Raw genomic sequence first — 26,430 nt, 5'->3', positions numbered from 1 at the left:
GATGGCCGATGGACCTCCCTCCATATGGGAGTGGATCGCGCGCAACTGGGACACCGGCCGGGTCGACAGCATCAAGAACCTGCTCGGCGACCACCTGATCATGTCGCTGGTGCCGATCGTCGTCGCGCTGATCGTGGCGCTGCCGCTGGGGCTGGCCAGCGTGCGCTGGCGCTGGCTCTACCAGCCGACCACGGGCGTGTTCAACGTCATCTACGCGCTGCCGTCGTTGCCGGTCTTCATGCTGCTCATCCAGTTCACCGGCCTGTCGAAGACGACCGTGATCGTGCCGCTGACCTTCTACGCCTGCGCCGTGCTCATCCCGTCGGTCGTCGACGGGCTCGGCGCGGTGCCCGAGCACGTGCGGCAGTCGGCCGTCGCGATGGGGTTCACGCCGCTGCGCCGCCTGGTGCAGGTGGAGCTGCCGATCGCCACGCCCGTCGTGATCGCCGGGCTCCGGGTGGTCGCCGTCTCCAGCATCAGCCTCGTGAGCGTCGGCGCGCTGATCGGGCAGGGCGGCCTGGGCATGCTGTTCACCAGGGCCTACCAGAACCCGTTCGTGCCGCCCGCGCTGGTCGGCATCGTGCTGATCGTGCTGCTGGCCCTCATCGCCGACGGCCTCCTGGTGCTCGCCCAGCGGCTGCTCACGCCCTGGGTCCGGGCTAGGAGGTCCGCGTGAACTGGCTGCTGGAGTTCTTCGGCAAGGCCGACAACTGGTCGGGCCCGGCGGGCATCCCCGCGCGGCTGCTCGAACACCTGGAGTTCTCGGTCATGGCGCTGGCCCTGGCCGTGCTGATCGCGATCCCGCTCGGCCTGCTCATCGGGCACACCGGCAAGGGCGGAGTCGGCGTGGTGGTCACGGCCAACCTGGCCAGGGCGCTGCCGACGCTGGGGTTGCTGGTGCTGTTCGTGCTGCTGCTGGGCACCGCGTCCATCCTGCCGGTGATCATTCCGCTGGTGCTCCTGGCCATACCGCCGATCCTGGTCAACACCTTCGAGGGCATCAGGGGCGTGGACCCGGAGCTGCGTGACGCCGCCTACGGGATGGGCCTGCGGAGCGGGCAGGTGCTCGGGCGGGTGCTGGTGCCTGTGGCGCTGCCGCTGATCCTTCTGGGGCTCCGGCTGTCGGCCATTCAGGTGGTCGCCACCACCACGATCGCGGCCTACACCGGATTGGGCGGGCTGGGGCGATTCGTCATCGACGGCTTCTCGACTCAGGATTACGCCAGTGTCGTCGGGGGTTCAGTACTGATTGTGTTGTTCGCGCTCGTCGTGCAGGTGCTGTTCACCCTCGTTCGGAGGGTGACGGTCTCCCCAGGGGTGAGTCAGCGGGTCAAGGTCCGCTAATCTCTCCAATACCTGCCGCTAAGGAAGGAAATAACGATGAAACGCATGTTCGGCACCGCGGCGGTGCTGCTGACGGCATCGCTCGCGTTGGCCGCTTGTGGGGGTGGCGGCAGTGGTGGAGGTAACCCGCTCGACACCACGAGCGCCGCGCCCAGCGGCTCGGCCTCCGCGAGTGGTGGTGGCAAGGTCATCATCGGCTCCGCCAACTTCGATGAGAACACCCTGCTGGCCTCGATCTACGCCCAGGCGCTCCAGTCCAAGGGCGTGCAGGTGGAGGAGAAGCCCAACATCGGCACCCGCGAGGTCATCTACGACCAGGTCAAGAGCGGCGGCCTGACCGTCGTGCCCGAGTACAACGGCAACTTGCTGGCCTTCGTCGACAAGGAGACCAAGGCGAAGACCACCGACGAGGTCAACGCCGGGCTCAAGGAGAAACTGCCGCCCGAGCTCGAGGTCCTCGACTCCTCTCCCGCCGAGGACAAGGACACCCTGACGATCAGCAAGGACACGCAGGCCAAGCAGTCCCTCAACACCATGGACGACCTGGCCAAGGTGTCCAAGACCATGGTCATCGGAGCTCCGGCCGAGTTCAAGAAGCGCTGGGAGGCGGAGCTCAAGTCGGTCTACGGGATCGAGTTCAAGGACTGGAAGGCCACCGGCGCGACGACCGCCGACGCCATCAAGGACGGCACGGTCCAGGTCGGCAACGTGTTCAGCACCGACCCGAAGATCGCCGCCAACAACCTCGTCTCGCTCCAGGACACGAAGAACCTCTTCGCCGCCCAGAACGTGACGCCGCTGGTCAACAAGGCGGCTGTGAATGACACGGTCAAGACCACGCTCAACGCGATCTCGGCCAAGCTCACCACGCAGTCGCTGCTCGACATGATGCAGAAGATCGCCGTCAACAAGGACGAGCCCGCCACGGTGGCCAAGGAATGGCTGACCTCCAACGGTCTCGGCTGACCCGCCCGGCGAGGGTCCCCGCACTCCGGGGGCTCTCGTCGTGAGCGAGTTCACCGAGGCGATGGCGCAGCTCGCGGCGGGCGTGGCGGTGGTCACCGTACGCGACGGCCGCGACGATCTGGGCACCACGGTCTCGGCGCTGATGTCGGTCTCGCTGGAGCCGCCGCTGATCCTGGTGAGTCTGGGCAGCGGCGGCTACCTCTGCGAGGTGCTGCTGCGCCAGGACCGCTGGGCGGCCTCGCTCCTGTCGGCCGGCCAGGCCGCGATCGCCAGCCGCTTCGCCACCGTCGGCCGGCCCAGCGCCCGGCACCTGGTGGCGGGCATCGCGCACCACCGCGGCACTCACTCGGACGCGCTCGTCGTCGAGGGCGGCGTCGCGGCCCTGGAGGCGGAGACCACCCAGGTGGTCCCCGCCGGGGATCACACGCTGTTCGTCGCGCGTGTGCTCGCGGTGCCGTACATCACGGCGTCGCTCCAGCCGCTGGTCCGGCTCCGCACCCGCTACCGCCCGATGGGCGGCTCCTGACAGCAGGGCGTACGAAAGGCGCTTACGTACGCAAGCGCCAAGCGCACATCACGTACGGCGCTCTCAGCGGATCGCGTACCAGCTCGGGAGGGTCAGCGGCCCGGCGGCCGGGAGGCCCAGCTCGGCGGAGAGCCGGGCGAGCGGCCCCCAGGCTTCCAGGCGGACCCGGGCCAGCGCGGCGGCCTTGTCCTCACTCGACTCCGGGCCCAGCAGCCGCTCCAGCGGGTTGAGCCGCGGATAGACCCGCACGGGCGCCTCCGTGCCCAGGCCCGCGCGCTTCCTGGCCATGCCGAGCGCGTCCTCGAGCCCGCCCAGCTCGTCGACCAGGCCGCAGGATCGGGCGTCGGAGCCGGTCCAGACGCGGCCGCGGGCCAGCTCGTGGGCGCGCTCCCGGGTCAGGCCGCGACCCTCGGCGACCTTGCCCACGAAGTCATCGTAGATACGGTCGAGCCAGGCGTTGACCCGCTCCCACTGCTCGGGGGAGAAGGCGCGCGTCGCGGAGAACATGCCCGCGTTGGCGCCCCCGGCCACCAGCTCGGAGTTGACACCGACCTTCTCCAGCAGCTCCCGCATCACCGGCTTGCCGGCGAACACGCCGATGGAGCCGGTCAGCGTGCCGGGCTGGGCGACGATCACGTCGGCGGCCATCGAGACGAAGTAGCCGCCGGAGGCGGCCACGTCGCCCATCGACACGATCACCGGCTTGACCTTGCGGGCCAGCACGACCTCACGCCAGACCGTGTCCGAGGCGACGTACGAGCCGCCGGGGCTGTCCACCCGGAACACGATCGCCTTGACCTGCTCGTCGCGCCGGGCGGCCCGCAGCGCGGCGCTCACCGTGTCGGAGCCCATCGCGCCGCCGCCGCCGAGCGGGCTGCGTCCGCTGCGGCCGGACCTGATCTGCCCGTTGCCGTGGACGAGCGCGATGCCGTCGGCCGTCGGGTGCGGCAGCTTGCGTACGGCCGCGGCCTTGGCGTAGCGGGAGACGTACTGCAGATGCGGCTCACCGCCCGCGGCCCGCTTGACCTCGTCGTAGACCTCGTCGCGGTAGGCCAGCCCGTCGACCAGGCCGGCCTCCAGCGCCTCGGCGCCGATGAAGGGCCCCTGGTCGATCAGCTCGCGCACCTTGGCCGGGTCGAGCCGGCGGCCCTCGGCGATGCCCGCGCCGACCTGCTCGATGACCGACTCGACGATGCGGGTCATCGACTCGCGGTGCGGCTCGGTCATGTGGTCCTGGGTGAACATGTTGGCCGCGGTCTTGTACTCGTGCCGCTGGCCGATCTCGTAGTCGACGCCCAGCTTGGCCAGCGTGCCCTTGACGAACCGCTGCTCCAGCGCCACGCCCGTCAGCCCCACGTCGCCGCTGGGCTGCAGGTAGATCCGCTCGAACGCGGTGGCCAGGTAGTAGGGCACGGTGGCGTTGCCGAACTCGCCGAACGTCTCGGCGAAGGCGACCGTCAGCTTGCCCGAGTCCCGGAACTGGGTCACTGCCTGGCGCAGCTCCTGCACCATCGCCAGACCGAGCGGGTTGCCGCCCATCTTCACGATCAGTGCCTTGACCCGGGAGTCCTGCCTGGCCCGCTTGAGGCCCGAGAGCACATCGGCCAGCCGCGTCTTGCGCATGGACAGCACAGCGGAGAGCGGGTCCGCCGGTGGCCCTTCGGTGAGCCCTTCGGTCAGATCGAGCTCGAGTACCAGCGGGGCGGTGCGCCGCTGGCGAAACCTGTCAACGGTATCCAAGATCGCCTTGCCTGCGTCCATAAAAGCCACCCTAAGCGGCAGGAGTCGGTCATGGGTTGACCAAACTCCTGCCGAGGGCAGGACGGCAGGCCGGGCGAGGGTTTAGAGGGCGGACCGGGCCGGCAGGATCGCCCTGGCGAGGTTGATCCGTTCGGTGCTCACCTCGGTGAACTCGCTGCTGTAGGAGATGTCCATGCCGGTGTTCTGCAGCTTCGCCATGACCTGGGCGACGCTCAGGCCGGGAAAGGCCTGCTTCATCACCGCGAACCCGCCGGTCACGTGCGGCGCGGCCATCGAGGTGCCGCTCAGCTCCGCGAAGGTGCCACCGGGCACCGACGAGTTGATCTTGACGCCGGGCGCGAACACGTCCAGCATCGCGCCGCGGTTGGAGAATGAGGCGATCTGGTCACTGTCGTCCGTGGCGCCCACCGCGATGGCGCTGGAGACGCAGGCCGGAGAGGCGACGCCGTCGTTGCCGGAGTTGCCCGCCGCGACCACGGGTGCCACGCCGAGCGACCGCAGGGCGTCGAACTGCGCCTTGTGCGTGCCGGCCCGCGGGTCGTTGTCGCACGGCTCGGTCCACATGCGGCCGCCGCCGAGGCTCATGTTCACCGCGGCGATGTGCCGCGCCTTGGCCGCCTTCGCGACGTACTCCAGCGCGAGCTTCTGGTCGGAGGTGTAGCTCAGGAAGCACGGGGTCGCGGGGGCTCCCGCCGCGCCGCAGGCCGTGGCGCTGTTGATGCGGGTGAAGACCTGGATGGGCAGGATGGCCGCGGCCGGGGCCACGCCGTTGGACGGAGCGCCCCGCACCATCGCGCCCGCCGCTATGCCCGCCACGTGCGAGCCGTGGCGGCATTGGTTGACGCCGTTCGCGATGCACAGCGGAGTCTTGGCGTTCGCCGCGCCGAGGCCGGTCTGGCTGGGCTGCCCGTTCGGGCAGAGCGAGACGGCCTCGACGCTCGGGTTCGCGGAGGAGAAGCAGGCTTCGTCCGTGATCCGGCCGGCGAAGAACGGATGGTCCTCGTCGATGCCGGTGTCGAGGATGGCGACCGTGGCGCCCTTGCCGGTCCAGCCCGCCGCGTTGGCCCGATCGGAGCCGATCACCTTGGTGCTCACGTCCAGGAGTTTGGAGTTGTCGTCCATGAAGGCCGAGCTCAGCTCATCCTGGTAGACGGACTTGACGCGGAGGTCGTCCCTGAGCGCGTCCAGGCACGCGTCGTCGAGTTCGGCCACGAAGAAGTTCGGCGACTTCGCCGTCTCGACGATCCGCGCGGCCGCGGAGGCCGCCATGATGTCCCTGGCGACGGCTTCGCCGTCCTGGCCCGGATGGAGCTCGACGATCGAGCGGACGCGCTGCGTCCTCTGCATCTCAGCGATGAGCGCCGGGCTGATGAGCGGGCCGCCGGCGCGGCTGTCCGCGCTGCCGGCCGGGGCCGCGACGAGCGCGGCCGAGACCGTGGCGAGCGCGACCATGCCGGTCAGCAGCGGTCGTAGCTTCACTGGTTCCTCCGTGGTGGGGAAAGGCATATTGCCTGCACAATCCCCACCCACGAGAAGGGTGATGTCGCTGTTTCCCAAGTGACGCATCTACGCCAGAGAAACCTTTGCCGCTACTTCGGCAGGACGCTCTTCGCCGCCTTCTTCAGTGCGGCACTTGTGGCCTTGGTGGTGAGTCGCACCTTTTCGGCGGACTTCAAGGTGGTTGTCCCGTTGGCTCCGTGGGCCCAGTTCAGCCAGCCCGTCAGCAGGGCGGCGTCCAGCTTCGCGCGGTTGGTCTTGTTGGCCTTCAGCACCCTGTACGCGGTGCCCAAGGTCGATGCCTTGGTCAGCTCGGGGAAGACCGTACTGGCCTTCTGCGCCAGGCTCAGGTAGCAGGTGAGCGTGGCGTCAGGCAGCTTGCCGGTGCTCCGGTGCAGCTCCACGGCCCATTTCTTGGCCGTCAGGCGGGTGCCGGTCGTACCGCGCGTACACACCGTGGCGGGAGCCTTGGGGGTGACCGTGACCGTCACCGTCACGGTGAGGGTCGGCAGCGGGACAGGCGTCGGGTTCGTCTCCGACGGCTCGGGCGTCGGCGTGGGGCCACTGCTGTCCGACGGGTCGGGCTCGGGGTCCGGGTCGGACGGGTCGGGGTCGTCGGGGGCCGGCGCCGGGGTCTGGGTGATGGGCGGCTGCGGCGCGCTGCCGGTCAGCGCGGCGAGCACGTCCAGGCGCGGCGTGGTGACCTGGGTGCCGTCGGCGACCTGATAGACGTACGGGCGGCCGGTCGACTTGAGCTTGTCGATCAGCTCGGTCATCGGGGACTGCGGGGACTGCGCCTTCAGCAGCGCCAGCGCGCCCGCCACGTGCGGAGTCGCCATCGAGGTGCCGCTGTAGACGGCCGTCTTGTTGTCGGGGACCGACGAGTCGATGTCCACACCCGGCGCGAACAGGTCCACCCCGGCGCCCCGGTTGGAGAAGTCGGCGATCGCGTCGCTGTCGTCGTTCGCGCCCACGGCCACCGCGGAGGTGATGCAGGCGGGGAACGAGGCGCCCTCGGAGTACTCGTTGCCAGCCGCGACGACGGTCGCGATGCCCTTGGCCAACAGGGCGTCGATCTTCGGCTTGAAGATCGCGCCCTCCTCGCTGTCGTCGCACGAGGTCTCGGGCAGCCCGCCGCCCAGGCTGAGGTTCACCGCGGCGATCGGCTGCGCCGAGGCGGCCACGTAGTCCATGGCCAGCCGCAGCGACGACTCGTACGCCAGCAGGCACGACGGCTCGCCGTAGCAGACCGACTCGTCGTTGACCCGGCTGAACACCTGCACCGCGACGATCCCCGCGCCGGGCGCGACGCCGCCGTTGCCCGCCGCGATGCCCGCGACGTGGGAGCCGTGCTCGCACAGGTTCTCCCCGTTGGCCAGGCACTTGTCCGTCATGGCGTCGGCCGCGCCCTTGCCGGTCTGCGTGGTCTGGTGGTTCGGACAAAGCGACTCCACGCCCGAGTCCTCGTCCACCGCGGAGAAGCACGCCTCGTCCACGATCCGGCCGCCGAAGTTCGGGTGGTCCTCGTCGATGCCGGTGTCGAGCACGGCCACCGCCTGGCCGGTGCCGACGAAGCCCTGGGCGTGCGCCTGATCGGCGCCGATCTGGGTGAGGTTGTTCGCCGCCGTCGGGGGATAGGCGCGATCGCGGTGGATCGAGGTGACGCGCGAGTCCGCGGCGAGCGCGGCCAGCTCCTCGGCGGTGCCCTGGACCACCATGAACGGCTGGCTCTCCGGCCGCAGCACGACGTCCACGCTGTCGGCCGCCGCCTGCTTGGCCACGGGCGCGTTCTGCGCCGGGTCGGTCAGCTCGACGATGGCGCGTACGGTGCCGCCGGTGAGCGCCAGGCCGTCTTCGAGCTTCTCCTGGGTCGCGCTCGGCGAAGGTGTCGGGGTAGACGTGGGGTCGTCGGCGAAGGCCGGAGCGGCCGGCACTAAGGCCAGCAGGATCGCGCACACGATCAAGGAGCGAAGTCGCACGATCCCGGAGTTTAAGGGGATTTATCCGGCGCGCACAGGGGTGGAGGGCCCCTCTCAGCGAACTCTCACTCACTTCCCAGCGCGTCGTGACGCAGCCACACGGCGCCCAGCGGCGGAATCCGCAGCGTGGCGGAGTGCGGCAGGCCGTGCCAGGGCTCCTCGACGGCTTGGACCTCGCCCATGTTGCCGACCCCGCTGCCCCAGTAGTCGTAGGCGTCGGTGTTGACGATCTCCGTCCACTGCCCGCCGTACGGCAGGCCGAGCCGGTAGTTCTCGTAGGGCCCGCCGCTGAAGTTGGCCACGCACGCCACCGCCGACCCGTCGGCCGCGTAGCGGACGAACGAGAAGGTGTTACCCCGCGCGTCGTCGGCGTCGATCCAGCGGAAGCCCTCGGGCGCCGCGTCCTGCTCCCACAGGGCCGGGGTCTCGCGGTAGAGCCGGTTGAGGTCGCGCACCAGCCGTTGTACGCCGGCGTGCCCGTCGAACTCCAGCACCCACCAGTCGAGCCCGCGTTCCTCCGACCACTCCGAACCCTGGCCGAACTCGCCGCCCATGAACAGCAGCTGCTTGCCCGGATGCGCCCACATGAACGCCAGCAGGGCCCTGAGCTGGGCGAAGCGCTGCCATTCGTCGCCCGGCATCTTGCCCAGCAGCGAGCCCTTGCCGTGTACGACCTCGTCGTGGGACAGCGGCAGCACGAAGTTCTCGGAGTAGGCGTACATGAGCGAAAAAGTCATCTGATGGTGGTGGTACTGCCGAAATATCGGCTCATGTCGTAGATAGCTGAGCGTGTCGTGCATCCAGCCCATGTTCCACTTGAACCCGAACCCGAGCCCGCCCAGGTGCACGGGCCGCGACACGCCCGGCCACGCCGTCGACTCCTCCGCCACGGTCGTGATGCCCGGCGCCTCCCGATAGCAGACGGAGTTCATCTCCTTGAGGAACTCCACCGCGTCGAGGTTCTCCCGGCCGCCGTAGATGTTCGGCGTCCACTCACCCTCGCGCCGCGAGTAGTCGAGATAGAGCATCGAGGCGACCGCGTCGACCCGCAGCCCGTCGATGTGGAACTCCTTCATCCAGTACAGCGCGTTGGCGACCAGGAAGTTGCGCACCTCCCGGCGGCCGAAGTCGAAGACGTAGGTCCCCCAGTCGGGGTGCTCGCCACGGGCGGGGTCGGCGTGCTCGTACAGCGGCGTGCCGTCGAAGCGCGCCAGCGCCCAGTCGTCCATCGGGAAGTGCGCGGGCACCCAGTCGAGCAGCACCCCGATCCCGGCCTGGTGCATCCGGTCCACCACGTGGCGGAACTCGTCGGGCGTCCCGAACCGGGCCGTCGGCGCGTAGTAGGAGGTCACCTGGTAGCCCCACGACCCGCCGAACGGGTGCTCGGCCACCGGCAGCAGCTCCACATGCGTGAAGCCCATGTCCTGGACGTAGTCGACGAGCTGCTCGGCCAGCTCCAGATAGGACAGACCGGGCCGCCACGACCCCAGGTGCACCTCGTAGACGCTCGCCGGACCCCGCTGCGCGTTCTTCTCGGCGCGCTCGGTCATCCACGAGTCGTCTTCCCAGATGTAGGCCGACTGCTCGACCACGGAGGCGGTCTGCGGCGGCACCTCGGTCCGCCTGGCCATCGGGTCGGCCTTGTCCCGCCACACGCCGTCGGCGCCGAGGATGTGGAACTTGTACCGCTCGCCCCGCCCGAGCTCCGGAATGAACAGCTCCCACACGCCGGAACGGCCCAGCGAACGCATCGGGTAGGCGGTGCCGTCCCAGTGGTTGAAGTCGCCGACGACCCGGACGCCGCGCGCGTTCGGCGCCCAGACGGCGAACGCGGTGCCGTCGACGTCCTCGTGCCGCATCACCCGCGCGCCGAGCACCTCCCACAGCCGCTCGTGGCGTCCCTCGCCGATGAGGTGCAGGTCCACCTCGCCCAGCGTGGGCCAATGCCGGTAGGGATCACGGGCCTGGTACGGCTCGGCGCCCGCGTACTGGACGCTGAAGGAGTAGGAGGGCACCTTGTCGAGCCCCTTGACCGTGGCCTCGAAGACCCCGTGGGCCTGGTGCTTGAGATCGTGGGCCGTCCCGTCGTCCAGCACCACGCGGACCCGTTCGGCCAGCGGGCGCAGCGTACGGAAGGTGACACCGCCCTCGACGGGATGTGCTCCCAGCACGGAATGCGGATCGTGGTGTGCTCCGCCCGCGAGTCGGTCGAGCTCTGTCCTCATCGGCATGCTCCCACCCTGCCCTACGTCAGACCTACAACCCAGGCACTGCCCGCATTCAGGCAGACAATCACCGAAAGTGCGAAATCTTGGGTTTATCGCGAGCCAGCGACGGGAGTAAATGCCCGCTTTGCGATGGGTTCTGGGTGATCTGCGGGGGTGACACCTCTGCGACCGGCGCCGGTGTCAGGGGCGGTCGGTCACGGTGGTCTGCCGCCGGTCGAGCGCCGTCCGGACCGAGGCCGCGATTCGGTCGACATCGCCGCGTTCCGCCTCGGGCAGCGGGGCGCCCACCGACGCCCTGAGCGCGCCGGCCGTGTCCAGCAGCTCGGCCGCCTCTTCGTGATGGCCGCCGAGCGCGCGGGCGCCCGCCAGGCCCTCCAGGGCGAGCGCGATCGCGCGCGGATCGCCCACCCGCCGCGCCACCGCCAGCCCTTCTCGCTGCCACTCCAGCGCGGCCACCGCGTCCCCGCGCTGCTCGGCGACGAACCCCAGCTCGGCCAGGATCAGCGCCGCCCCCGGCTCGCCCGCCACCTCACGCACCCAGCGCAACCAGCGGCGCAGCAGCCGTTCGGCCTCATCGAGCCGCCCCTGCCGCCGGGCGACCAGGGCCAGCCCGACCTCGGCGAACTCCTCCAACGGCACATCCGATCGCGCGACGGCCAGTCGCCGGGCCCGCTCGTGCAGCTCCCGCGCCCCGTCGAGGTCTCCGGTCAGCAGCGCCACCCGGCCCAGCCTGGACAGCGCGCCGGACACCTCGCTCTGCAGCCCGAGCTCCTCGGCGCCGCGCAGCCCATCGCGCCGCAGGTCGGCGGCCCGCACGTAGTCGCCGGTGATCTCGGCCAGCGTGCCGAGGTTCTCGGCGGCCCGAAGCTCACCCCACCGGTCGCCCACCTCCCGGAACAGCTCCAGCCCTCGCTCCCCGTCCTTCCGCAGCGCCGCCAGATCGCCGCGCAGCAGCGCCCGTCTGGCCCGCAGGCTCAGCGCCGCTGCCGTGCCCCACCGGTCGTCCAGGGCGAGGAAGGACTCCAGCGCGCCGTCCAGCAACGCGTCGGTGACCACCGGGTCGTCGTAGCCGTACAGCGTGAAGGCCATGAACCACTGCGCCCTGGCCCGGCGCGCCGGATCCGCGATCCCGGCGGGCAGCCGCTCCACGCCGGGGGGCCGCCCCTGCCCGGACAGCATCCGCAGCCCGGCCAGCCAGACACGGGCCTGCGCGTCGTCGGCGACGGCCAGCACCGCCTCCAGGGCCCGCTGCCCCTCGCCGAGCCTGCCGCGCAGCACCCAGTACCAGGCCAGCGCGTTCACCAGCCGAACCGCCTCGTCTGTGGCGCCGAGCCGGAGTGAGGTCTCGATCGCGGCGCGGAGGTTGGCCGCGTCGGCGTCGAGGAGCGCGAGCCAGTGCCGCTGCTCGGGTCCGCGCAGGCCCGGCTCGGCGCGTTCGGCGAGGTCGGCGTGGTGGTGGGCGTGCCGCAGCCGGACCGCCTCCGTCTCACCCGCTTCGGACAGCCGTTCCAGGCAGTACGCGGCCACCGACTCCAGCAGCCGGTACCTGCCGCCGGAGGTCCGTACCACCAGAGACCTGTCAACCAGCCTGGCCAGCAGGTCGAGCGCGTCCAGGCCCGGTTCGGCGCAGATCGCCTCGGCGGCTTCGAGCGTGCAGCCGTCGGCGTGCACGGCCAGGCGCCGCAGCACGACCCGCTCGGCGTCGGTCAGCAGCTCCCAGCTCCAGTCGATCATGGCCCGCAGCGTCCGCTGCCGCGCGGGAGCGGCCCGATGCCCCGTCGCGAGCACCCGGAACCGGTCGTCGAGCCGGGCGGCCAGCCGACGCGGAGTGAGCGCCCGCAGCCGGGTGGCGGCCAGCTCCAGCGCCAGCGGGATCCCGTCGAGCCGCGCGCAGATCTCCGCCACGCCGTCGTCGTCCGGCCCGATGCCCGCCCTGGCGGCGAGCAGTCGCGCGGCGGCCTCCGGCCCGAGTGGCGGCACGCTCCACAGGAGCTCGCCTGGTACGCGCAGCGACTCCTGGCTGGTCGCCAGCACGCGCAGCTCGGGCGCGGCCCGCAGCAGCCGCTCGGCCAGCTCGGCGACCTGTTCGATCACGTGCTCGCAGTTGTCGAGGACGAGCAGGGTCGCGCTGGTACGCAGCGCGGCGGCGAGCCGGTCGACCACGGACCCGGGCAGATCGTCCCTGACCCCCAGCACCGTCGCCACCACCTCGGCCACCACGCCCTCAGTGGGTGATGTGGCCGAGGCCAGCTCGACCAGCCACACCCCGCCGGGGAACGGCCGGCCGGGCTCGGCCGCCGCCTCCAGCGCGAGCCGGGTCTTACCGACCCCGCCCGGCCCGGTCAGCGTGACGAGCCGCCCGGCCCGCAGCAGCGACCGCACCTCGGCCACCTCCGCGTCCCGGCCGATCAGCTCGGTGAGCGACGCGGGCAGGTTCGTCGCGGGCGGCCCGGCGAGCGATCCGGCCGGACCGGAGCCCTGCGGCGCTCCAAGAGGCGCGGGCGGATGGGAGTGCGTCGGGTCCATGGGCAGTGCGGGTGGGTCGAGGGTCGGGTCCTGGCGGAGGATCGCGGCGTGCAGCGCCGTCAGTTCGGGTGCCGGGTCGATGCCCAGCTCCTCCGCCAGCAGCTCGCGCAGCCGCGCATAACCGGCCAGCGCTTCGCTCTGCCGCCCTGCCCGGTACAGCGCCCGTAGGTGCGCGGCCCGCAGCCGCTCCCGCAGCGGATGCGCGGCCACCAGCTCGGCCAGCTCGGCCGCCAGCGCCCCGTGGTCGCCCAGCTCCAGCCGCGTCTCGGCCAGCTCCTCCAGCGCGACCAGCCGCTGCTCCTCCAGCCGGTCGACGGCCGCCCTGGCGAAGTCGCCGAACTCGGCGTACGGAGCCCCCCGCCACAGGCCGAGCGCCTCGGTCAGCAGCGCCTGCCGTACCCGCGCGTCGTCGCTCCGCCCGGCACGGGTGAGCAGGGACTCGAACAGGCCCGCGTCCACTTCCTCCGCGTCCACCGCGAGCAGGTACCCCGGCGGCCGGAAGGCCACCAGTGCGCGGTCGCCGAGCGCACGGCGCAGTTGGGAGACCTTGACCCGGAGCGCGGCCGGCGCGTCGGCGGGCGGGTGGTCGCCCCACAGGTCCTCGATGAGCCGGTCGGTGGAGACCGGCCGCCCCCGGTGCGCCAGCAGGTCGGCGAGCAACGCGCGGACCTTGGCCTCGGGCACCTGGACCGGCTGCCCGTCCGGCGTCCACACCGAGAGGGGGCCCAGCACCCCGAATCTCATCAGCCCCCCATAACAAACTCCGAACCCGACCATAACCCCCGGCCAGCAATGTGGAAGCCGTCAACGGAAAGGACTGCTCAGCATGCGTATCTCTATCCTCGGCCTGGGCCTCATGGGCCAGGCCCTGGCCCGGACCCTCGTCGGGGCCGGTCATAGCGTCACCGTGTGGAACCGTACGGAAGGCAAGGCAGACGGCCTGGGCGCCACCGCCGTGGCGACCGCGGCGGAGGCGGTCGCGGCCAGCCCGCTGGTGATCGTCTGCGTGCTCGACTACGCGGCCGTGCGGGAGCTCCTCGGCTCGGTACGGCTGGACGACCGGGTCCTGCTGAACCTCACCAACGGCAGGCCCGCGGAGGCCCGCGACATGGCGGATTGGGTGGCCGCGCGCGGCGGCGACTACCTGGACGGCGGCATCATGGCCGTCCCCCAGATGATCGGCACGCCCGGCGCGCTGATCCTCTACAGCGGCTCGCCGGCCGCCTTCGAGCGCTACGAGGAGGCGTTGAGCGCGCTGGCCGGGTCCCGCTACCTGGGGACGGACGCGGGGCTGGCGCCGCTGTACGACCTGGCCATGCTAACCGGCATGTACGGCCAGATCGCCGGGTTCCTGGAGGCGGCGGCGCTGATCGCCTCGGAGAAGCGGCCGGTGGCGGAGTTCACCACGGAGCTGCTGGTGCCATGGCTGAACGCGATGGCCGGGCAGCAGCCCCGGATGGCGGCGGACATCGAGGCGGGCGCCTACGTGACCGACGTCTCCAACCTGGAGATCAACCAGGTGGGCATGGTCAACCTGATCCGCGCCTTCGAGGAGCAGGGGGTGAAGCCGGACCTGCTGCTGCCTATGAGGGAGGTCCTCGACCGGCGGGTGGCGGCCGGCCACGGCGCCCAGGGCCTGTCGAGCCTGATCGAAGAGCTGCGTTAGCGGGACGTCAGCGGCGGAAGGCGGCCAGCGGGATGCGGATCCATGAGGGGCGGTTGCGGGCCTCGTAGACCACCTCGTACACCGCCTTCGACAGCTCGAACGCGCGCAGCAGGGCCGCGTCCGCCGAGGTGATCACCCCGCCGCCCTCGGTGTAGCCCTCCAGGAAGGCGGCCCTGTTGCGGTCGGCCCACTCGGCGGCCCGCTCCTCCAGGGACTCGGGCTGCGAGTGGTCGGCCAGCAGGTGCCTGGCCGCGTAGTCGAACGAGCGGAGCATCCCGGCCACGTCGCGCAGCGGGGACGACAGGGCCCGGCGTTCGGCCAGGGGCTGGCCCGGCTCGCCCTCGAAGTCGAGCACCACCCAGCCGGTCGGGATACGCATCACCTGGCCCAGGTGGTAGTCGCCGTGCACCCGCTGTACGGGCACCTCGACGGTCAGGTCCTCCACCGCGTGGTAGGCGGTCTCCAGCGCGTCGACGTGCTCGCGCAGCTCCGGCACCTCACCCACGGCCCGGCCCAGCCGCCGCCGGAAGCCTTCGGCCATCCGCTTGACCTCGTGCACCTCGATCAGGTCCGTGGGGAAGGCGGTGGCCAGCTCATGATGGACGTGGGCGGTGGCCACGCCGAGCCGGTGCGCCTCGGCGGCGAAGTCGCCCCCGACCTCGCCCGCCGACAGCTCGGGCATCGAGCCGTACAGATCGCGCACGCTGGCCAGGGCCAGGTCCCAGCCGTCGTTGGCGGTGGACAGGTATTCCTGCATGATGGCCAGCGTCGTGGCGGTGCCGTCGAGGTCGGTCTCGATCCAGCCGTACGGCTTGGCGATGTGCTCGGACTCCAAGGCGTCCAGCGCGGTGACGATCTCCAGCTCCGGGTTCACACCGGGGATCAGGCGGCGGAAGAACTTGCAGATGTAGGCGTCCCCGTACACCAGGGAGGTGTTGGACTGCTCGGCGCCGAGCACCAGGCTGCGCGGTGAGGTGTCGATGGTGACGCCGGGCAGGTGGCGGAAGCGGACGGTGTCCCAGCCGCAGCCCTCGGCCATGCATTCCAGGACCCAGTGGGTCAGTGCTTGGTCGTGGACGGCGTCGTAGACGTACCACTCGGGATGGTCGGGGCCGCCTTCGAAGGCGTAGGGGCCGTGCGTGCCGATCAGCGCGTGTTTCAGGCGGTCGGGCAGCTCGCTCCGCATGCCGAGCAGGATCTGGTAGCGGTCTCTCGACGCTCCCTGCCAGACGGACACGATCAGGTGGCGGAGGCCGGGGTCGTCGGCGTCGATCACGACGTCCGACTCGATCGACAGGGAGTCGATCGCGCGCCCCTTGCCGCCGAACCATCGTTGGCGACTGATCCATGCGGCAAGGAGCTCGTCAAGCACGTCTTACTCCTCCTGGGTGATGGCCGGTGGGAGTGTGAACCAATAGAACCCATGCCCGGGAAGCGTCAAAAGATACGGAAGTTCGCCAATTGCCGGGAATGGAACTCCACCCATCGTCTCAACGGGCGAGACGCCGACGAATCTGCGCAGGTCAAGCTCGACCGGCTGGGGGAAGCGCGAGAGGTTGTTGACGCACAACATCCGGTCGTCGCCCAGCTCGCGGACGAACGCCAGCACGCTCGGGTTGGAGGAGTTGAGCTCGGTGAACTCACCCAGGCCGAACACCGGGTGCCGCTTGCGGATCTCGATCATGCGCTTGGTCCAGTGGAGCAGTGAGCCGCCGTTCTTCTGGTGCGCCTCGACGTTGAGCCCCTGGTAGCCGTAGATCGGGTCCATGATGACCGGCAGGTAGAGCCGCCCCGGGTCGCAGTCGGAGAACCCGGCGTTGCGGTCAGGGTCCCACTGCATGGGCGTGCGTACGCCGTCGCGGTCGCCGAGCCAGATGTTGTCGCCCATGCCGATCTCGTCGCCGTAGTAGAGCACCGGCGAGCCGGGCAGTGACAGGAGCAGCGCGGTGAACAGTTCGATCTGGTTACGGTCGTTCTCCAGCAGGGGCGCCAGGCGCCGCCGGATGCCGACGTTGGCCCGCATGCGCGGGTCCTTGGCGTACTCGGTGTACATGTAGTCGCGTTCCTCGTCCGTGACCATCTCGAGCGTCAGCTCATCGTGGTTGCGGAGGAAGATCCCCCACTGGCAATGTTCCGGAATCTTCGGGGTTTGGGCCAAGATTTCGGAAATGGGGTAGCGCGACTCCCTGCGTACGGCCATGAAGATGCGCGGCATCAGCGGGAAGTGGAACGCCATATGGCACTCGTCGCCCCCGCCCACCGGGTCGCCGAAGTACTCGACCACGTCGGAGGGCCACTGGTTGGCCTCGGCGAGCAGCACCCGGTCGTTGTAGAGCCGGTCGACCTCCTTGCGGATCCGCTTGAGGTAGTCGTGCGTGCGCGGCAGGTTCTCGCAGTTGGTGCCCTCCTCCTCGAAGAGGTACGGCACGGCGTCGAGGCGGAACCCGTCGATGCCCAGGTCGAGCCAGAAGCGCAGCACCTCCAGCATCGCGTCCTGCACGGCCGGGTTCTCGTAGTTGAGGTCCGGCTGGTGGTGGAAGAAGCGATGCCAGTAGTACTGGCCGCGGACCTGGTCATAGGTCCAGTTGGACGTCTCGGTGTCGATGAAGATGATCCGGGCGTCGGGATAGGAGCTGTCGTTGTCCGACCAGACGTAGAAGTCGCCGAACGGCCCCTCCGGGTCGTGGCGCGCGGCCTGGAACCAGGGGTGGGCGTCGCTCGTGTGGTTCATCACCAGGTCGGCGATGACCCGCATGCCGCGTTTGTGGGCCTCGTCGACGAGCTTCACGAAGTCTCCGAGATCGCCGAACTCCGGCAGGATCTTCATGAAGTCGGCGATGTCGTAGCCGCCGTCGCGCAGCGGTGACTCGTACAGCGGCAACAGCCACAGGCAGTCCACGCCGAGCCACTGGAGATAGTCGAGCTTGCCTATCAGGCCCTTGATGTCACCGGTGCCGTCGCCGTTGGAATCGGCGAAGCCCCTGATCAGAACCTCGTAGAAGACCGCGCGCTTGTACCAGTAGGGGTCGCGCGGCTTCTCCTCGTCGAAGGGGTTGGGAATGGGTGTGGAGCTCATGAGCACTCCCTTGGGCTCATGAAGGAGGCGCTTTCACACACGTTGAAGACTCCCCGCTGAATTCTGTGTTCTACCGTGGCGCGGCTCGTACGGTGAAGATGTGGGCTGGCTGGATGTGGGGATCGAGGCGAACGTAGTTGTTCTGCCGCCAACGGTACGACTCGCCCGACAGTTCGTCATCGACGACGAACTCGGCATTCCAGTCGAGACCGAGGGCCGGCATGTCCAGCTCGACCGCCGCCTCGTGGGTGTGGTGTGGGTCGAGATTGACAACCGCCAGGACGACATCGCCCAGCCCGTGCCGTCGTGTGGCGGGGTCATAGGCGCCCGGCAGGCGCTTGGAGAAGCACACCATGTCCGGTTGGTCAACCCGGTGGAACCGTAGATTACGCAACTCCTGCAGCGCTGGATGTGCTCTTCGGAACAAATTCAGGTGGGTGATGAACGGCGCCAGGCTCCACCCTGCCCGCTCTGCCTCCACCCAGTCTCGCGGTTTGTACTGATATTTCTCACTATCTAGATATTCCTCACTACCCGGGCGGACAGGGACATTTTCCCCAAGCTCGTACCCGGAATAGACACCCCAGGTGGGTGAGGCGAGCGCGGCGAGCACGGCACGGATCCGGAAAGCAGGATTTCCGCCGTGTTGCAGGTATTCGTGAAGAATATCCGGTGTGTTAACGAACACATTCGGCCGCAGGAAGTACGACGTCTCCCGGGCCAGCTCGGAGAGGTAGGCCTCCACGTCGTGCTTGGAGTTCTTCCACGTGAAGTACGTGTAGGACTGGTGGAAGCCCACCTTGGCCAGCGTCTGCAGCATCGCCGGCCGGGTGAACGCCTCGGCCAGGAAGATCACGTCCGGGTCGGTCGCGTGGATGTCGGCCAGCAGCCGCTCCCAGAACCCCACCGGCTTGGTGTGCGGGTTGTCCACCCGGAAGATCCGTACGCCGTGGTCCATCCAGTGCCGCAGGACCCGCCTCACCTCGGTGTAGATGCCCTCGGGGTCCTTGTCGAAGTTGACCGGATAGATGTCCTGGTACTTCTTCGGCGGGTTCTCGGCGTAGGCGATCGTGCCGTCGGCCCTGATCGTGAACCACTCCGGGTGCTCCTTGACCCACGGATGGTCGGGGGAGCACTGCAGCGCGAAGTCGAGCGCGACCTCCATGCCCAGCTCGCGGGTCCGGCTGACGAACTCGGCGAAGTCCTCGATCGTCCCCAGGTCGGAGTGGATCGTGTCGTGGCCGCCGTCGTCGGAGCCGATCGCCCAGGGCGATCCCGGCTCGTCGGGCTCGGGGCTCAAGGTGTTGTTGCGCCCCTTGCGGAACGTGAGGCCGATGGGGTGGATCGGCGGCAGGTAGACGACGTCGAAGCCCATCTTGGCGATCGCGGGCAGACGCTTGGCCGCAGTCTGGAAATTTCCGGACTTGGAGACGCCGGACTCGTTGACGACCGCGCCCTCTGACCTGGGGAAGAACTCGTACCACGAGCCGTACAGGGCCCGGCGCCGGTCCACCCGGATCGTCCGCGGCCGGGCCCTGGTCACCAGGGCGCGCAGCGGGTGCGCCGCCAGCAGCGCCGCCGTCTCCGGCAGTTGCGCGATGGACAGCCGGGCCCGGGGGTCCAGTTGCTCGTCGCGGAGCGTGGCGGCGACGGCCAGCAGCGCGGCGCGGTGGCCGCATGTGCTGTCGCCGTTGCCGTTGACCTTGGTGGATGGCTTGGTGTCGGTGGCCCGGCCGGTCCTGGTGTGGGCCGCGGGATGCCCGTTCCCGTTGCCGGGGGCGGGACAGTCCGCCTGCCGTACGGCCTTGGCGGCGCGCTCGAACAGCCGGGCGCCTTCCTCGCACATGAGGTCGCTGTCCATGCCCCGCGGGATCTTGATCTCCGCGTCGTGCAGCCAGGTAGCGATGGGGTCGCTCCACGCCTCCACCCTGAACAGCCAGTCACCCTCGGCCGGCAGGCACACGTCCAGGCCCCACCTGTCGGTGCCCGGCGCGAGCTCGCGCATCGGTCTCAGGCGGCCTCGCTGTCCATCGGGCGCGGTGAGCACAACGCCCGCGGCCACGGCGTCGTGGCCCTCTCTGAACACGGTCGCCGAGACCTGAAAGGTCTCGCCGGCGACCGCCTTGGCGGGCCACTGCCCGCAGTCGACGACGGGGGAGATGTCCGTGATGGGAATTCGTCCGATCATCGCATTTCAAGGTTGCGACGGCACGCTCGGTACCGCCGGAGGCTTCCGTGGTAGGAACGATCCTTGCATGTAAATTGTGGGCAGCAGTGGAGGACCTCCCGAGTGTCCCCAGGAGAACCAACATTGGTGGAAGTTGCCCCAATATTTCCTCTTCATGCTTCTTCTCGGAAGGGGTTTGAACGGCCTTGCCGAAGGTGAGGGACTGAGAGGTCCCTCCTAGCCCATAGGGTTCGAAAACGTGAGAGCAATCCGCCGGTTCACCGTCCGCACTGTCCTGCCCGCGGAGTTGGCCGCCCTCGGCGAGCTCGTGCACAACTTGCGCTGGTCATGGCACCCGGAGACGACCGACCTCTTCGCCGAGGTCGACCCGCGTCTCTGGGAGCAGGTAGGGCACGACCCCGTCGCCCTCCTGGGCGCCGTCGACCACGCCAGGCTGGCCGAGCTGGCCGCCGACCGCCGATTCCTGCGCCGTCTCGCCGATGCCGCCGACGACCTGCGCGAATACATCACCGCGCCGCGTTGGTACCAGACGCTGCCCGACGCCGCGAGCGCCATCGCCTACTTCTCCCCCGAGTACGGCATCGCCGCCGCACTCCCTCAATACTCCGGCGGCCTGGGCATCCTGGCCGGCGACCACCTCAAGACCGCCAGCGACCTCGGGGTGCCGATCCTCGCGGTCGGCCTGCTCTATCGCCACGGCTACTTCACCCAGTCGCTCTCGCCAGAGGGCTGGCAGCTGGAGCACTACCCGTCACTCGACGCGGGCGGTCTGCCGCTGACCCTCCTGAAGGAGGAGGACGGCACCCCCGTCAAGATCCGCATCTCCCTGCCCGGTGAGCGGGTGCTGCACGCGCAGATCTGGGTGGCGCAAGTCGGCCGGGTGCCGCTGCTGCTCCTCGACTCCGACGTGGCCGACAACGACGCCGCTGCCCGCGACGTCACCGACCGCCTCTACGGCGGCGGCACCGACCACCGGCTGCTGCAGGAGCTGCTCCTGGGCGTCGGCGGCGTACGGGCGATCCGCGCCTACTGCCGCATCACCGGGCACGCCGAGCCCGAGGTGTTCCACACCAACGAGGGCCACGCCGGCTTCCTCGGCCTCGAACGCATCCGCGAGCTGACCGAGTCCCGCCTCTCCTTCGACGAGGCGCTGGAGGCCGTACGCGCGGGCACGGTCTTCACCACGCACACGCCGGTGCCCGCGGGCATCGACAGGTTCCCCGTCGACATGATCGAGCGCCAGTTCGGCGGCGACAACGCCTGGCCGACCGTGCCCGTCGAACGCATCCTGGCGCTCGGCGCCGAGGACCAGCCCGGCCGGTTCAACATGGCGATCATGGGCATGCGGCTGGCCCAGCGGGTCAACGGCGTCTCCGTGCTGCACGGCGCGGTCAGCCGCGAGATGTTCAAGAGCCTGTGGCCCGGCTTCGACGTCGACGAGGTGCCGATCGGCTCGATCACCAACGGCGTCCACGCGCCCACCTGGGTCGGCCGCGAGCTCATGGAGCTGGCCGGCCGCGAGCTGCCCTCGCTCATCGAGCGGGCACGCGGCTGGGAGGGCGTCCAGAAGGTCCCCGACTCGGACCTCTGGGACATCAGGGGCACGCTCCGGCGGCGGCTCGTCGAGGGGGCCAGGGTCAGGCTGCGCAAGGCATGGCGCGACCGCGGCGCCTCCGACGCCGAGCTCGGCTGGATCGACGACGTGCTCGACCCCGACGTGCTGACGATCGGGTTCGCCCGGCGCGTGCCGTCCTACAAGCGGCTCACGCTCATGCTGCGCGACGCCAAGCGCCTTTCGGACCTGCTGCTCGACGCCGACAAGCCGGTTCAGATCGTGATCGCGGGCAAAGCCCACCCCGCCGACGAGGGCGGCAAGAAGCTGATCCAGCAGATCGTCAAGTTCGCCGATCGGCCCGACGTGCGGCACCGCATCGTGTTCCTGCCCGACTACGACATGGCGCTCGGCCAGCTGCTCGTCCAGGGCTGCGACGTGTGGCTGAACAACCCGCTCCGGCCGCTGGAGGCGTCCGGCACCTCGGGCATGAAGTCGGCGCTGAACGGCGGGCTCAACCTGTCGATCCGCGACGGCTGGTGGGACGAGTGGTACGACGGCACCAACGGCTGGGCCATCCCCACGGCCGACGGGGTGACCGATCCCGACCGGCGCGACGAACTGGAGGCCGTCGCCCTCTACGACCTGATCGAGAACGAGGTGGCCGACCGCTTCTACGACCGGGCCGGTGACGGGCTGCCGCGCCGCTGGCTGGAGATGGTCAAGCACACGCTCACCTCGCTCGGCCCCAAGGTGCTCGCGGGCCGGATGCTGCGCGACTACGTGGTCGGCCTCTACCTGCCCGCCGCTCGGTCCGCCCGCGCCCTGTCAGCCGACTCCTCCGCCGCGGCCAAGGCGTTCGCGGCCTGGCGCGTACGCGTCACGCGGGCCTGGCCGGGCGTCCGGGTCGAGCACGTGGAGTCGTCGGGCGTCGGAGACGCGCCCGAGGTCGGCGCGGCGCTCGAAATACGCGCCACGGTCGCGCTCGGCGACCTGGAGCCGGGTGACATCCTGGTCGAGGCCGCCTACGGCCGGGTCGGGCCGCACGACGAGCTGATCCACCCGGCCTACGTCGAGCTGCGGACCGAGGGCGCCGACGACGACGGCCGGGCCCACTACGTGGGTGAGGTGCCGCTGGACCGTACCGGCGCGTTCGGCTACACGGTCCGGGCGGTCCCGCACCACCCGCTGGCGGCCTCCCGCGCCGAGCTCGGCCTCATCGCCGTTCCCGAGGAGCCCGCGGGGATGACGAACGGCATGCTCCGCTGAACGTAGTAACGAACGGGCGGGGTGGGTCGTGGTGAGCGGGCCGGGTGGGCCGCGCAATAGGGAAAACGCTGGAGGAGCGTCATAATCGAGACCGTGGACGACAGCGCGAACGGCCTGCGGGCAGACACTCTGGTGGCGACGGTCCGCGGCGTGCTTCCGTCCCTGACTCCGGCCGCGCAGACCGTCGCCCGGCTCATCCTGGAAGACCCGGCGACGGTGGCCCGGAGCACGATCACCGAGCTGTCCGCCGCCTCGGGCACCAGCGAGGCGACGATCGTACGCACGGCCAGGCTCCTGGGCTTCGCCGGCTACCCGCAGCTGCGCCTCGCCCTGGCCGCGGCGGCCGCCCAGCCGGACCGGCTGGTGCCGGGCGACCTGGCGCCCGACGATCCGCTGTCGGAGGTCATCCAGAAGGTGGCCAGGGCCGAGTCGGAGGCGATCAACGACACGGTCGCCCAGCTCACCTCGGAGCGCCTCGGCCTGGTCGTCGACGCGATCGTCGGCGCCCGGCGGGTGGACGCCTACGGCGTGGGCGCCTCGGGTCTGGTCGCCGAGGACGTGGCGCAGAAGCTGCTGCGCATCGGCCTGTCCAGCCACGCCTTCCAGGACGCCCACCTGGCGCTGACCAGCGCCGTGCTGCTCAAGCCCGGCGACGTGGCGATCGGCATCAGCACGTCGGGCGAGACGCCCGACGTGCTCGAACCGCTGTCGAGGGCGGGGGAGGCCGGCGCGACGACCGTCGCCATCACCAACAACCCCCGCTCGTCGATCGCGGAGCTGGCCGAACACGTGCTGATCTCGGCCGGGCGCGAGACGGAGTTCCGTCCCGGCGCCCTGGCCAGCCGGATCAGCCAACTCCTCGTCGTCGACTGCGTGTTCGTCGGCGTCGCCCAGCGCACCTTCGACTCCTCTCAGGAGGCGTTGCAGAGCACCAGGCGCGCCGTCAAGGAGTTCACCAGGCGAGCGACACCCGCACGTCGTCAGCCTTGACGAACATCACCCGGTGCCCGAACTGGATCTGCAGGTACTTCGTCTTGCCCTTGACCACCTTGTGGCTGGCCTCGTCGAAGGTGACCGCCCGGTAATACTCGGTGGCCGCCTTCCCGGCCAGGGTGTACTTCTCACCAGCCGAGAACGTGTACTGCAGCGGGGTCACCGCCTGGTACGGGATGTCGGCCGGGTAGGCCTCCTGCTCCGGGTACGCCCTGCCGTACACCGGGACGGTCGCCAGACCCGGCTTGGGCGTGACCACCAGGCCCGCGGACGGGACGGCGGTCGGCGCGGAGCGCGGGTTGTAGAACCAGCTCTTCTGGCCGAGGTACCAGATCGCGGTCCAGTCGCCCTGCCGGTCGGCGACGGCGAACCGCTGGCCGGTGCTCGCTCTGGCGCTGTGGTCGTACACGCTGTAGAGCGAGTCGTTGGTGCCCGTCGGGTGCTTGCCGATGTCCTTGATCAGCGGCGCGTCGTCACGCGGCTCGGTGCGCAGCCACACGGTCCCGGCGGGGAGCGGCGGGCAGGCGGCCTCCGGGTTCTTGCGGTCGCAGCCGTAGAAGTACGGCTTGTTGGTGGCGAAATCAGGCCTGATCATGATGGAGTCGGCCTTGGGGCCGCCGAAACCATGCAGTGGCGCGCCGATCAGGTCGAAGTAGTGCTTCCAATCCCAGAACGGGCCCGGGTCCTCGTGCATGCCCCGCACCGTGGTCGGCAGCGTGCCCGGCACGTTGTCGTGGCCCAGGATGTGCGCCCGGTCCAGCGGCACGTCGTACCTGGCCGCCAGGTAGCGCACGAGCTTGGCGGACGAGCGGTACATCGCCTCGGTGTACCAGGTGCCGCCCTCGGCCAGGAAGCCCTCGTGCTCGATGCCGATCGACTTGGCGTTGATGTACCAGTTGCCGGCCTGCCAGGCGACGTCCTTGCCCTTGACGTGCTGGGCGATGTGGCCGTCGGTGGAGCGCACCGAGTACTGCCAGCTCGCGCCGTAGTTGACGTCCTGGTTCAGCTTGATCGACGGGAGGAAGTAGCCCTCCATGTCATGGATGACGATGTACTGGATCTTCTGGCTGTCGGGCCGGTTGGCCAGGTCGTAGTGGCCGTAGTCGCCGTTCGGCTTCTGCGCGTAGGCCGACGGGATCCACTCGCAGGAGATCGACCTCGGGCACTCGACGCCGTCGCGGCGCGGCGGCCGCAGGCCGAGCTTCTCCAGCCACTTCTCGATCCGCTCCAAGCCGGGGATCGGGGTGAGCTTGACCTGCTGCCCGTCGTCGGTGACCCGCTCGGCGCCGTCCTCGATCGTCCTGTAGACCTCGTCGGCGAAGACCTTGGCCGCCTCGGACTCGTCGGCGCCCGAGTATTTGGCGACCGCCCCGTACCACTGGGCCGGGTCCGGGCTCAGCGGCGCGCCGATCGACTTCTGGTAGTCGGCCAGCAGCGCCGCGCCGCCCCTGATGTTCGTGGCGGCGTCGGACCGGAGCGCCTCGTGGCTGGCGCCGGTCAGCTGGGCGGCCTTCTCCATGGTCTTGAGCGAGGCCGGGATCTCGGTGGGCGCGACCGTTGTCGCAACCGGGGCCAACGGCCTGCTCTCGTCGCCGCGCGCGTCCTCCTCACCCTCGCCGTGGTGGTTGGACCCGGTGAAGGCGGCGGCGTCGGTCAGGTGCATGGGGCCGAATCCGGCGTCGTTGCTGGGCTGCCCGGCGTGGGCGTCCCAGCGCGACTCCAGATAGGAGACACCGAGCAGGACGCTCTCCGGAACCTGGAACTCCTTGGCGGCCGCGGCGAACGCCGCCTGCCGATCCGGGGGTTGCTCGGCAGTGGTGCCGGCCGCGGCCGTCATGTTGACTAATGGCAGCAAGGCGACCACCGCGATCGCCAGTGCTCTGCGCATCTACTGCTCCTCGACTGGGGGAATGACGGAGCCAGCGTCTCAACAATTTCCTTCTCTTGGCGAGAGCTTTGCGAAGACATTTTTCAGCACCTGACGCCCTAGGGTGGGGCGGGTGACGTCGATCGTGACCGGTGCGGCCGGATTCATCGGCCGCGCGCTGACGTCGGCCCTGCTCGCGTCCGGCTCCCCGGTCATCGCCATCGACCGCCTGCCCGTCGAGGAACGACCCGGACTCACCGTGATCACGGCCGACCTGCTGGACCTGGAGCCGGGGGCCTTCTCCGGCGCGGAAGCGGTCTACCACCTGGCCGGGTGCCCGGGCGTACGCGACACCGATCCCGAGATCGCCTGGCGGCGTCATCGGGACAACGTGCTCGCGGGCGCGCGGGTGCTGGCCCTCACGCCACCCGGCGTCCCGCTCCTGATCACCTCCTCCAGTTCCGTGTACGGCGGCGCGTCCCACGGCCGGCCCAGCGCGGAGTCCGACCCGGTCCGCCCCGTCGGCGGCTACGCCACGAGCAAGGTCGCCCTCGAACGGCTCTGCCTCGACCGCCCTGACATCACGATCGTCCGGCCGTTCACCGTCGCGGGGGAGGGGCAGCGGCCCGACATGGCGCTGTCGATCTGGTTACGCGCCGCCCAGGAGGGCCGTCCTTTGCGCGTGCTCGGCTCGCTCGACCGTACGCGCGATGTCACCGACGTACGCCAGGCCGCCCGCGCGATGATCGAGCTCATCGGCGCGCCCGGCATCGTGAACCTCGGCACGGGCCGCGGCCACACCCTGCGGGCCATGGCGGAGGCGGTCGCCACGGTGACCGGAGCCAGTCTCACCTTCGATGTCGTGCCCGCCCCGCCCGAGGAGCCCGGCGACTCACTGGCCGACACCCGCCGCCTCCACTCCCTGCTCGGCTGGACGCCGCGTACTGATCTACTGGACCTGGTCCAGCGCCAGCAGCTTGTAATGTCCTGAG

Annotated in this window: 17 protein-coding genes; 8 read left to right on the top strand and 9 right to left on the bottom strand. The window is 70.1% G+C overall.

The features are described 5' to 3' along the window. The first annotated feature begins 1 nt into the window (after window position 1). Genes AB0L53_RS20360 through AB0L53_RS20345 form a run of 4 tightly spaced genes read left to right on the top strand, consistent with a single transcriptional unit; the run spans window position 2 to window position 2,836 of the window. Entirely contained in the window at window positions 2-676 is a 675-nt protein-coding gene (locus tag AB0L53_RS20360; RefSeq protein WP_363995802.1) for an ABC transporter permease, read from the top strand. Then, window positions 673-1,344 carry an ABC transporter permease subunit gene (locus AB0L53_RS20355; RefSeq protein ID WP_363995799.1) on the top strand — a complete coding sequence of 224 codons (672 nt, stop codon included), beginning with the start codon at window positions 673-675 and terminating at the stop codon, window positions 1,342-1,344. Before AB0L53_RS20360 ends, AB0L53_RS20355 begins: the two co-directional genes overlap by 4 nt. A gap of 36 nt (window positions 1,345-1,380) precedes the next feature. Next, a complete protein-coding gene (locus AB0L53_RS20350) occupies window positions 1,381-2,310 on the top strand; it encodes an ABC transporter substrate-binding protein (RefSeq protein WP_358539189.1) in 930 nt (309 codons plus the stop codon). Between the two features lie 40 nt (window positions 2,311-2,350). Beyond that, window positions 2,351-2,836 (top strand): flavin reductase family protein, encoded by a 486-nt coding sequence (locus AB0L53_RS20345; protein WP_363995796.1) that lies wholly within the window; start codon window positions 2,351-2,353, stop codon window positions 2,834-2,836. A 63-nt stretch (window positions 2,837-2,899) separates the two neighbouring features. On the opposite strand, the gene sppA is transcribed toward AB0L53_RS20345, so the two are convergent. From sppA to AB0L53_RS20320, 5 genes are all read right to left on the bottom strand, one after another. After that, window positions 2,900-4,597, bottom strand: a complete 1,698-nt coding sequence (gene sppA / locus AB0L53_RS20340; RefSeq protein ID WP_363995793.1) for a signal peptide peptidase SppA — start codon at window positions 4,595-4,597, stop codon at window positions 2,900-2,902. A gap of 81 nt (window positions 4,598-4,678) precedes the next feature. Further along, entirely contained in the window at window positions 4,679-6,076 is a 1,398-nt protein-coding gene (locus tag AB0L53_RS20335; protein ID WP_363995790.1) for a S8 family serine peptidase, read from the bottom strand. Between the two features lie 110 nt (window positions 6,077-6,186). Continuing rightward, window positions 6,187-8,073: a S8 family serine peptidase gene (locus tag AB0L53_RS20330; protein WP_363995787.1), complete on the bottom strand. Its 1,887-nt coding sequence runs from the start codon at window positions 8,071-8,073 to the stop codon at window positions 6,187-6,189. A gap of 65 nt (window positions 8,074-8,138) precedes the next feature. Further along, window positions 8,139-10,298: a 1,4-alpha-glucan branching protein GlgB gene (gene glgB, locus AB0L53_RS20325; protein ID WP_363996254.1), complete on the bottom strand. Its 2,160-nt coding sequence runs from the start codon at window positions 10,296-10,298 to the stop codon at window positions 8,139-8,141. A gap of 183 nt (window positions 10,299-10,481) precedes the next feature. Continuing rightward, entirely contained in the window at window positions 10,482-13,571 is a 3,090-nt protein-coding gene (locus tag AB0L53_RS20320; protein ID WP_363995784.1) for a BTAD domain-containing putative transcriptional regulator, read from the bottom strand. An 82-nt stretch (window positions 13,572-13,653) separates the two neighbouring features. Here AB0L53_RS20320 and AB0L53_RS20315 point away from each other — a divergent pair, with 82 nt between their 5' ends. Continuing rightward, the gene (locus AB0L53_RS20315; protein ID WP_363995781.1) at window positions 13,654-14,493 is read left to right on the top strand and encodes an NAD(P)-binding domain-containing protein; all 840 of its coding nucleotides are present in this window, start codon (window positions 13,654-13,656) and stop codon (window positions 14,491-14,493) included. A 7-nt stretch (window positions 14,494-14,500) separates the two neighbouring features. On the opposite strand, the gene AB0L53_RS20310 is transcribed toward AB0L53_RS20315, so the two are convergent. The 3 genes from AB0L53_RS20310 to AB0L53_RS20300 form a co-directional block, all read right to left on the bottom strand. Then, complete coding sequence (locus AB0L53_RS20310) at window positions 14,501-15,865, bottom strand: aminoglycoside phosphotransferase (protein WP_363995778.1); 1,365 nt, start codon at window positions 15,863-15,865, stop codon at window positions 14,501-14,503. A gap of 3 nt (window positions 15,866-15,868) precedes the next feature. After that, entirely contained in the window at window positions 15,869-17,569 is a 1,701-nt protein-coding gene (gene treS, locus AB0L53_RS20305) for a maltose alpha-D-glucosyltransferase (RefSeq protein ID WP_363995775.1), read from the bottom strand. Window positions 17,570-17,639: 70 nt separating this feature from the next. Continuing rightward, a complete protein-coding gene (locus AB0L53_RS20300) occupies window positions 17,640-19,757 on the bottom strand; it encodes an alpha-1,4-glucan--maltose-1-phosphate maltosyltransferase (protein WP_363995772.1) in 2,118 nt (705 codons plus the stop codon). Between the two features lie 238 nt (window positions 19,758-19,995). Here AB0L53_RS20300 and glgP point away from each other — a divergent pair, with 238 nt between their 5' ends. After that, window positions 19,996-22,578, top strand: coding sequence for an alpha-glucan family phosphorylase (gene glgP / locus AB0L53_RS20295; RefSeq protein WP_363995769.1), 2,583 nt, complete (start codon window positions 19,996-19,998; stop codon window positions 22,576-22,578). A gap of 93 nt (window positions 22,579-22,671) precedes the next feature. Next, window positions 22,672-23,568, top strand: a complete 897-nt coding sequence (locus AB0L53_RS20290) for a MurR/RpiR family transcriptional regulator (protein ID WP_225292140.1) — start codon at window positions 22,672-22,674, stop codon at window positions 23,566-23,568. On the opposite strand, the gene AB0L53_RS20285 is transcribed toward AB0L53_RS20290, so the two are convergent. After that, a complete protein-coding gene (locus AB0L53_RS20285; RefSeq protein WP_363995766.1) occupies window positions 23,531-25,459 on the bottom strand; it encodes an N-acetylmuramoyl-L-alanine amidase in 1,929 nt (642 codons plus the stop codon). The genes AB0L53_RS20290 and AB0L53_RS20285 overlap by 38 nt on opposite strands. A 112-nt stretch (window positions 25,460-25,571) precedes the next feature. On the opposite strand from AB0L53_RS20285, the gene AB0L53_RS20280 reads away from it, so the two are divergent. Next, window positions 25,572-26,429 (top strand): NAD(P)-dependent oxidoreductase, encoded by an 858-nt coding sequence (locus AB0L53_RS20280; RefSeq protein ID WP_363995763.1) that lies wholly within the window; start codon window positions 25,572-25,574, stop codon window positions 26,427-26,429. The last annotated feature ends 1 nt before the right edge of the window (window position 26,430 follow it).

This window comes from Nonomuraea sp. NPDC052129 (assembly GCF_040680095.1).
GTDB lineage: Bacteria > Actinomycetota > Actinomycetes > Streptosporangiales > Streptosporangiaceae > Nonomuraea.
The sequence above is the reverse complement of the archived record's forward strand: the minus strand, read 5'-3'. Positions and strand labels throughout refer to the sequence as shown.

Coding starts and splice junctions, on each gene's coding strand:
- AB0L53_RS20360 (WP_363995802.1), top strand. CDS start 2: ATGGCCGATGGACCTCCCTCCATATGGGAGTGGATCGCGCGCAACTGG.
- AB0L53_RS20350 (WP_358539189.1), top strand. CDS start 1,381: ATGAAACGCATGTTCGGCACCGCGGCGGTGCTGCTGACGGCATCGCTC.
- sppA (WP_363995793.1), bottom strand. CDS start 4,597: ATGGACGCAGGCAAGGCGATCTTGGATACCGTTGACAGGTTTCGCCAG.
- glgB (WP_363996254.1), bottom strand. CDS start 10,298: ATGAGGACAGAGCTCGACCGACTCGCGGGCGGAGCACACCACGATCCG.
- AB0L53_RS20320 (WP_363995784.1), bottom strand. CDS start 13,571: ATGAGATTCGGGGTGCTGGGCCCCCTCTCGGTGTGGACGCCGGACGGG.
- AB0L53_RS20315 (WP_363995781.1), top strand. CDS start 13,654: ATGCGTATCTCTATCCTCGGCCTGGGCCTCATGGGCCAGGCCCTGGCC.
- treS (WP_363995775.1), bottom strand. CDS start 17,569: ATGAGCTCCACACCCATTCCCAACCCCTTCGACGAGGAGAAGCCGCGC.
- AB0L53_RS20300 (WP_363995772.1), bottom strand. CDS start 19,757: ATGATCGGACGAATTCCCATCACGGACATCTCCCCCGTCGTCGACTGC.
- AB0L53_RS20285 (WP_363995766.1), bottom strand. CDS start 25,459: ATGCGCAGAGCACTGGCGATCGCGGTGGTCGCCTTGCTGCCATTAGTC.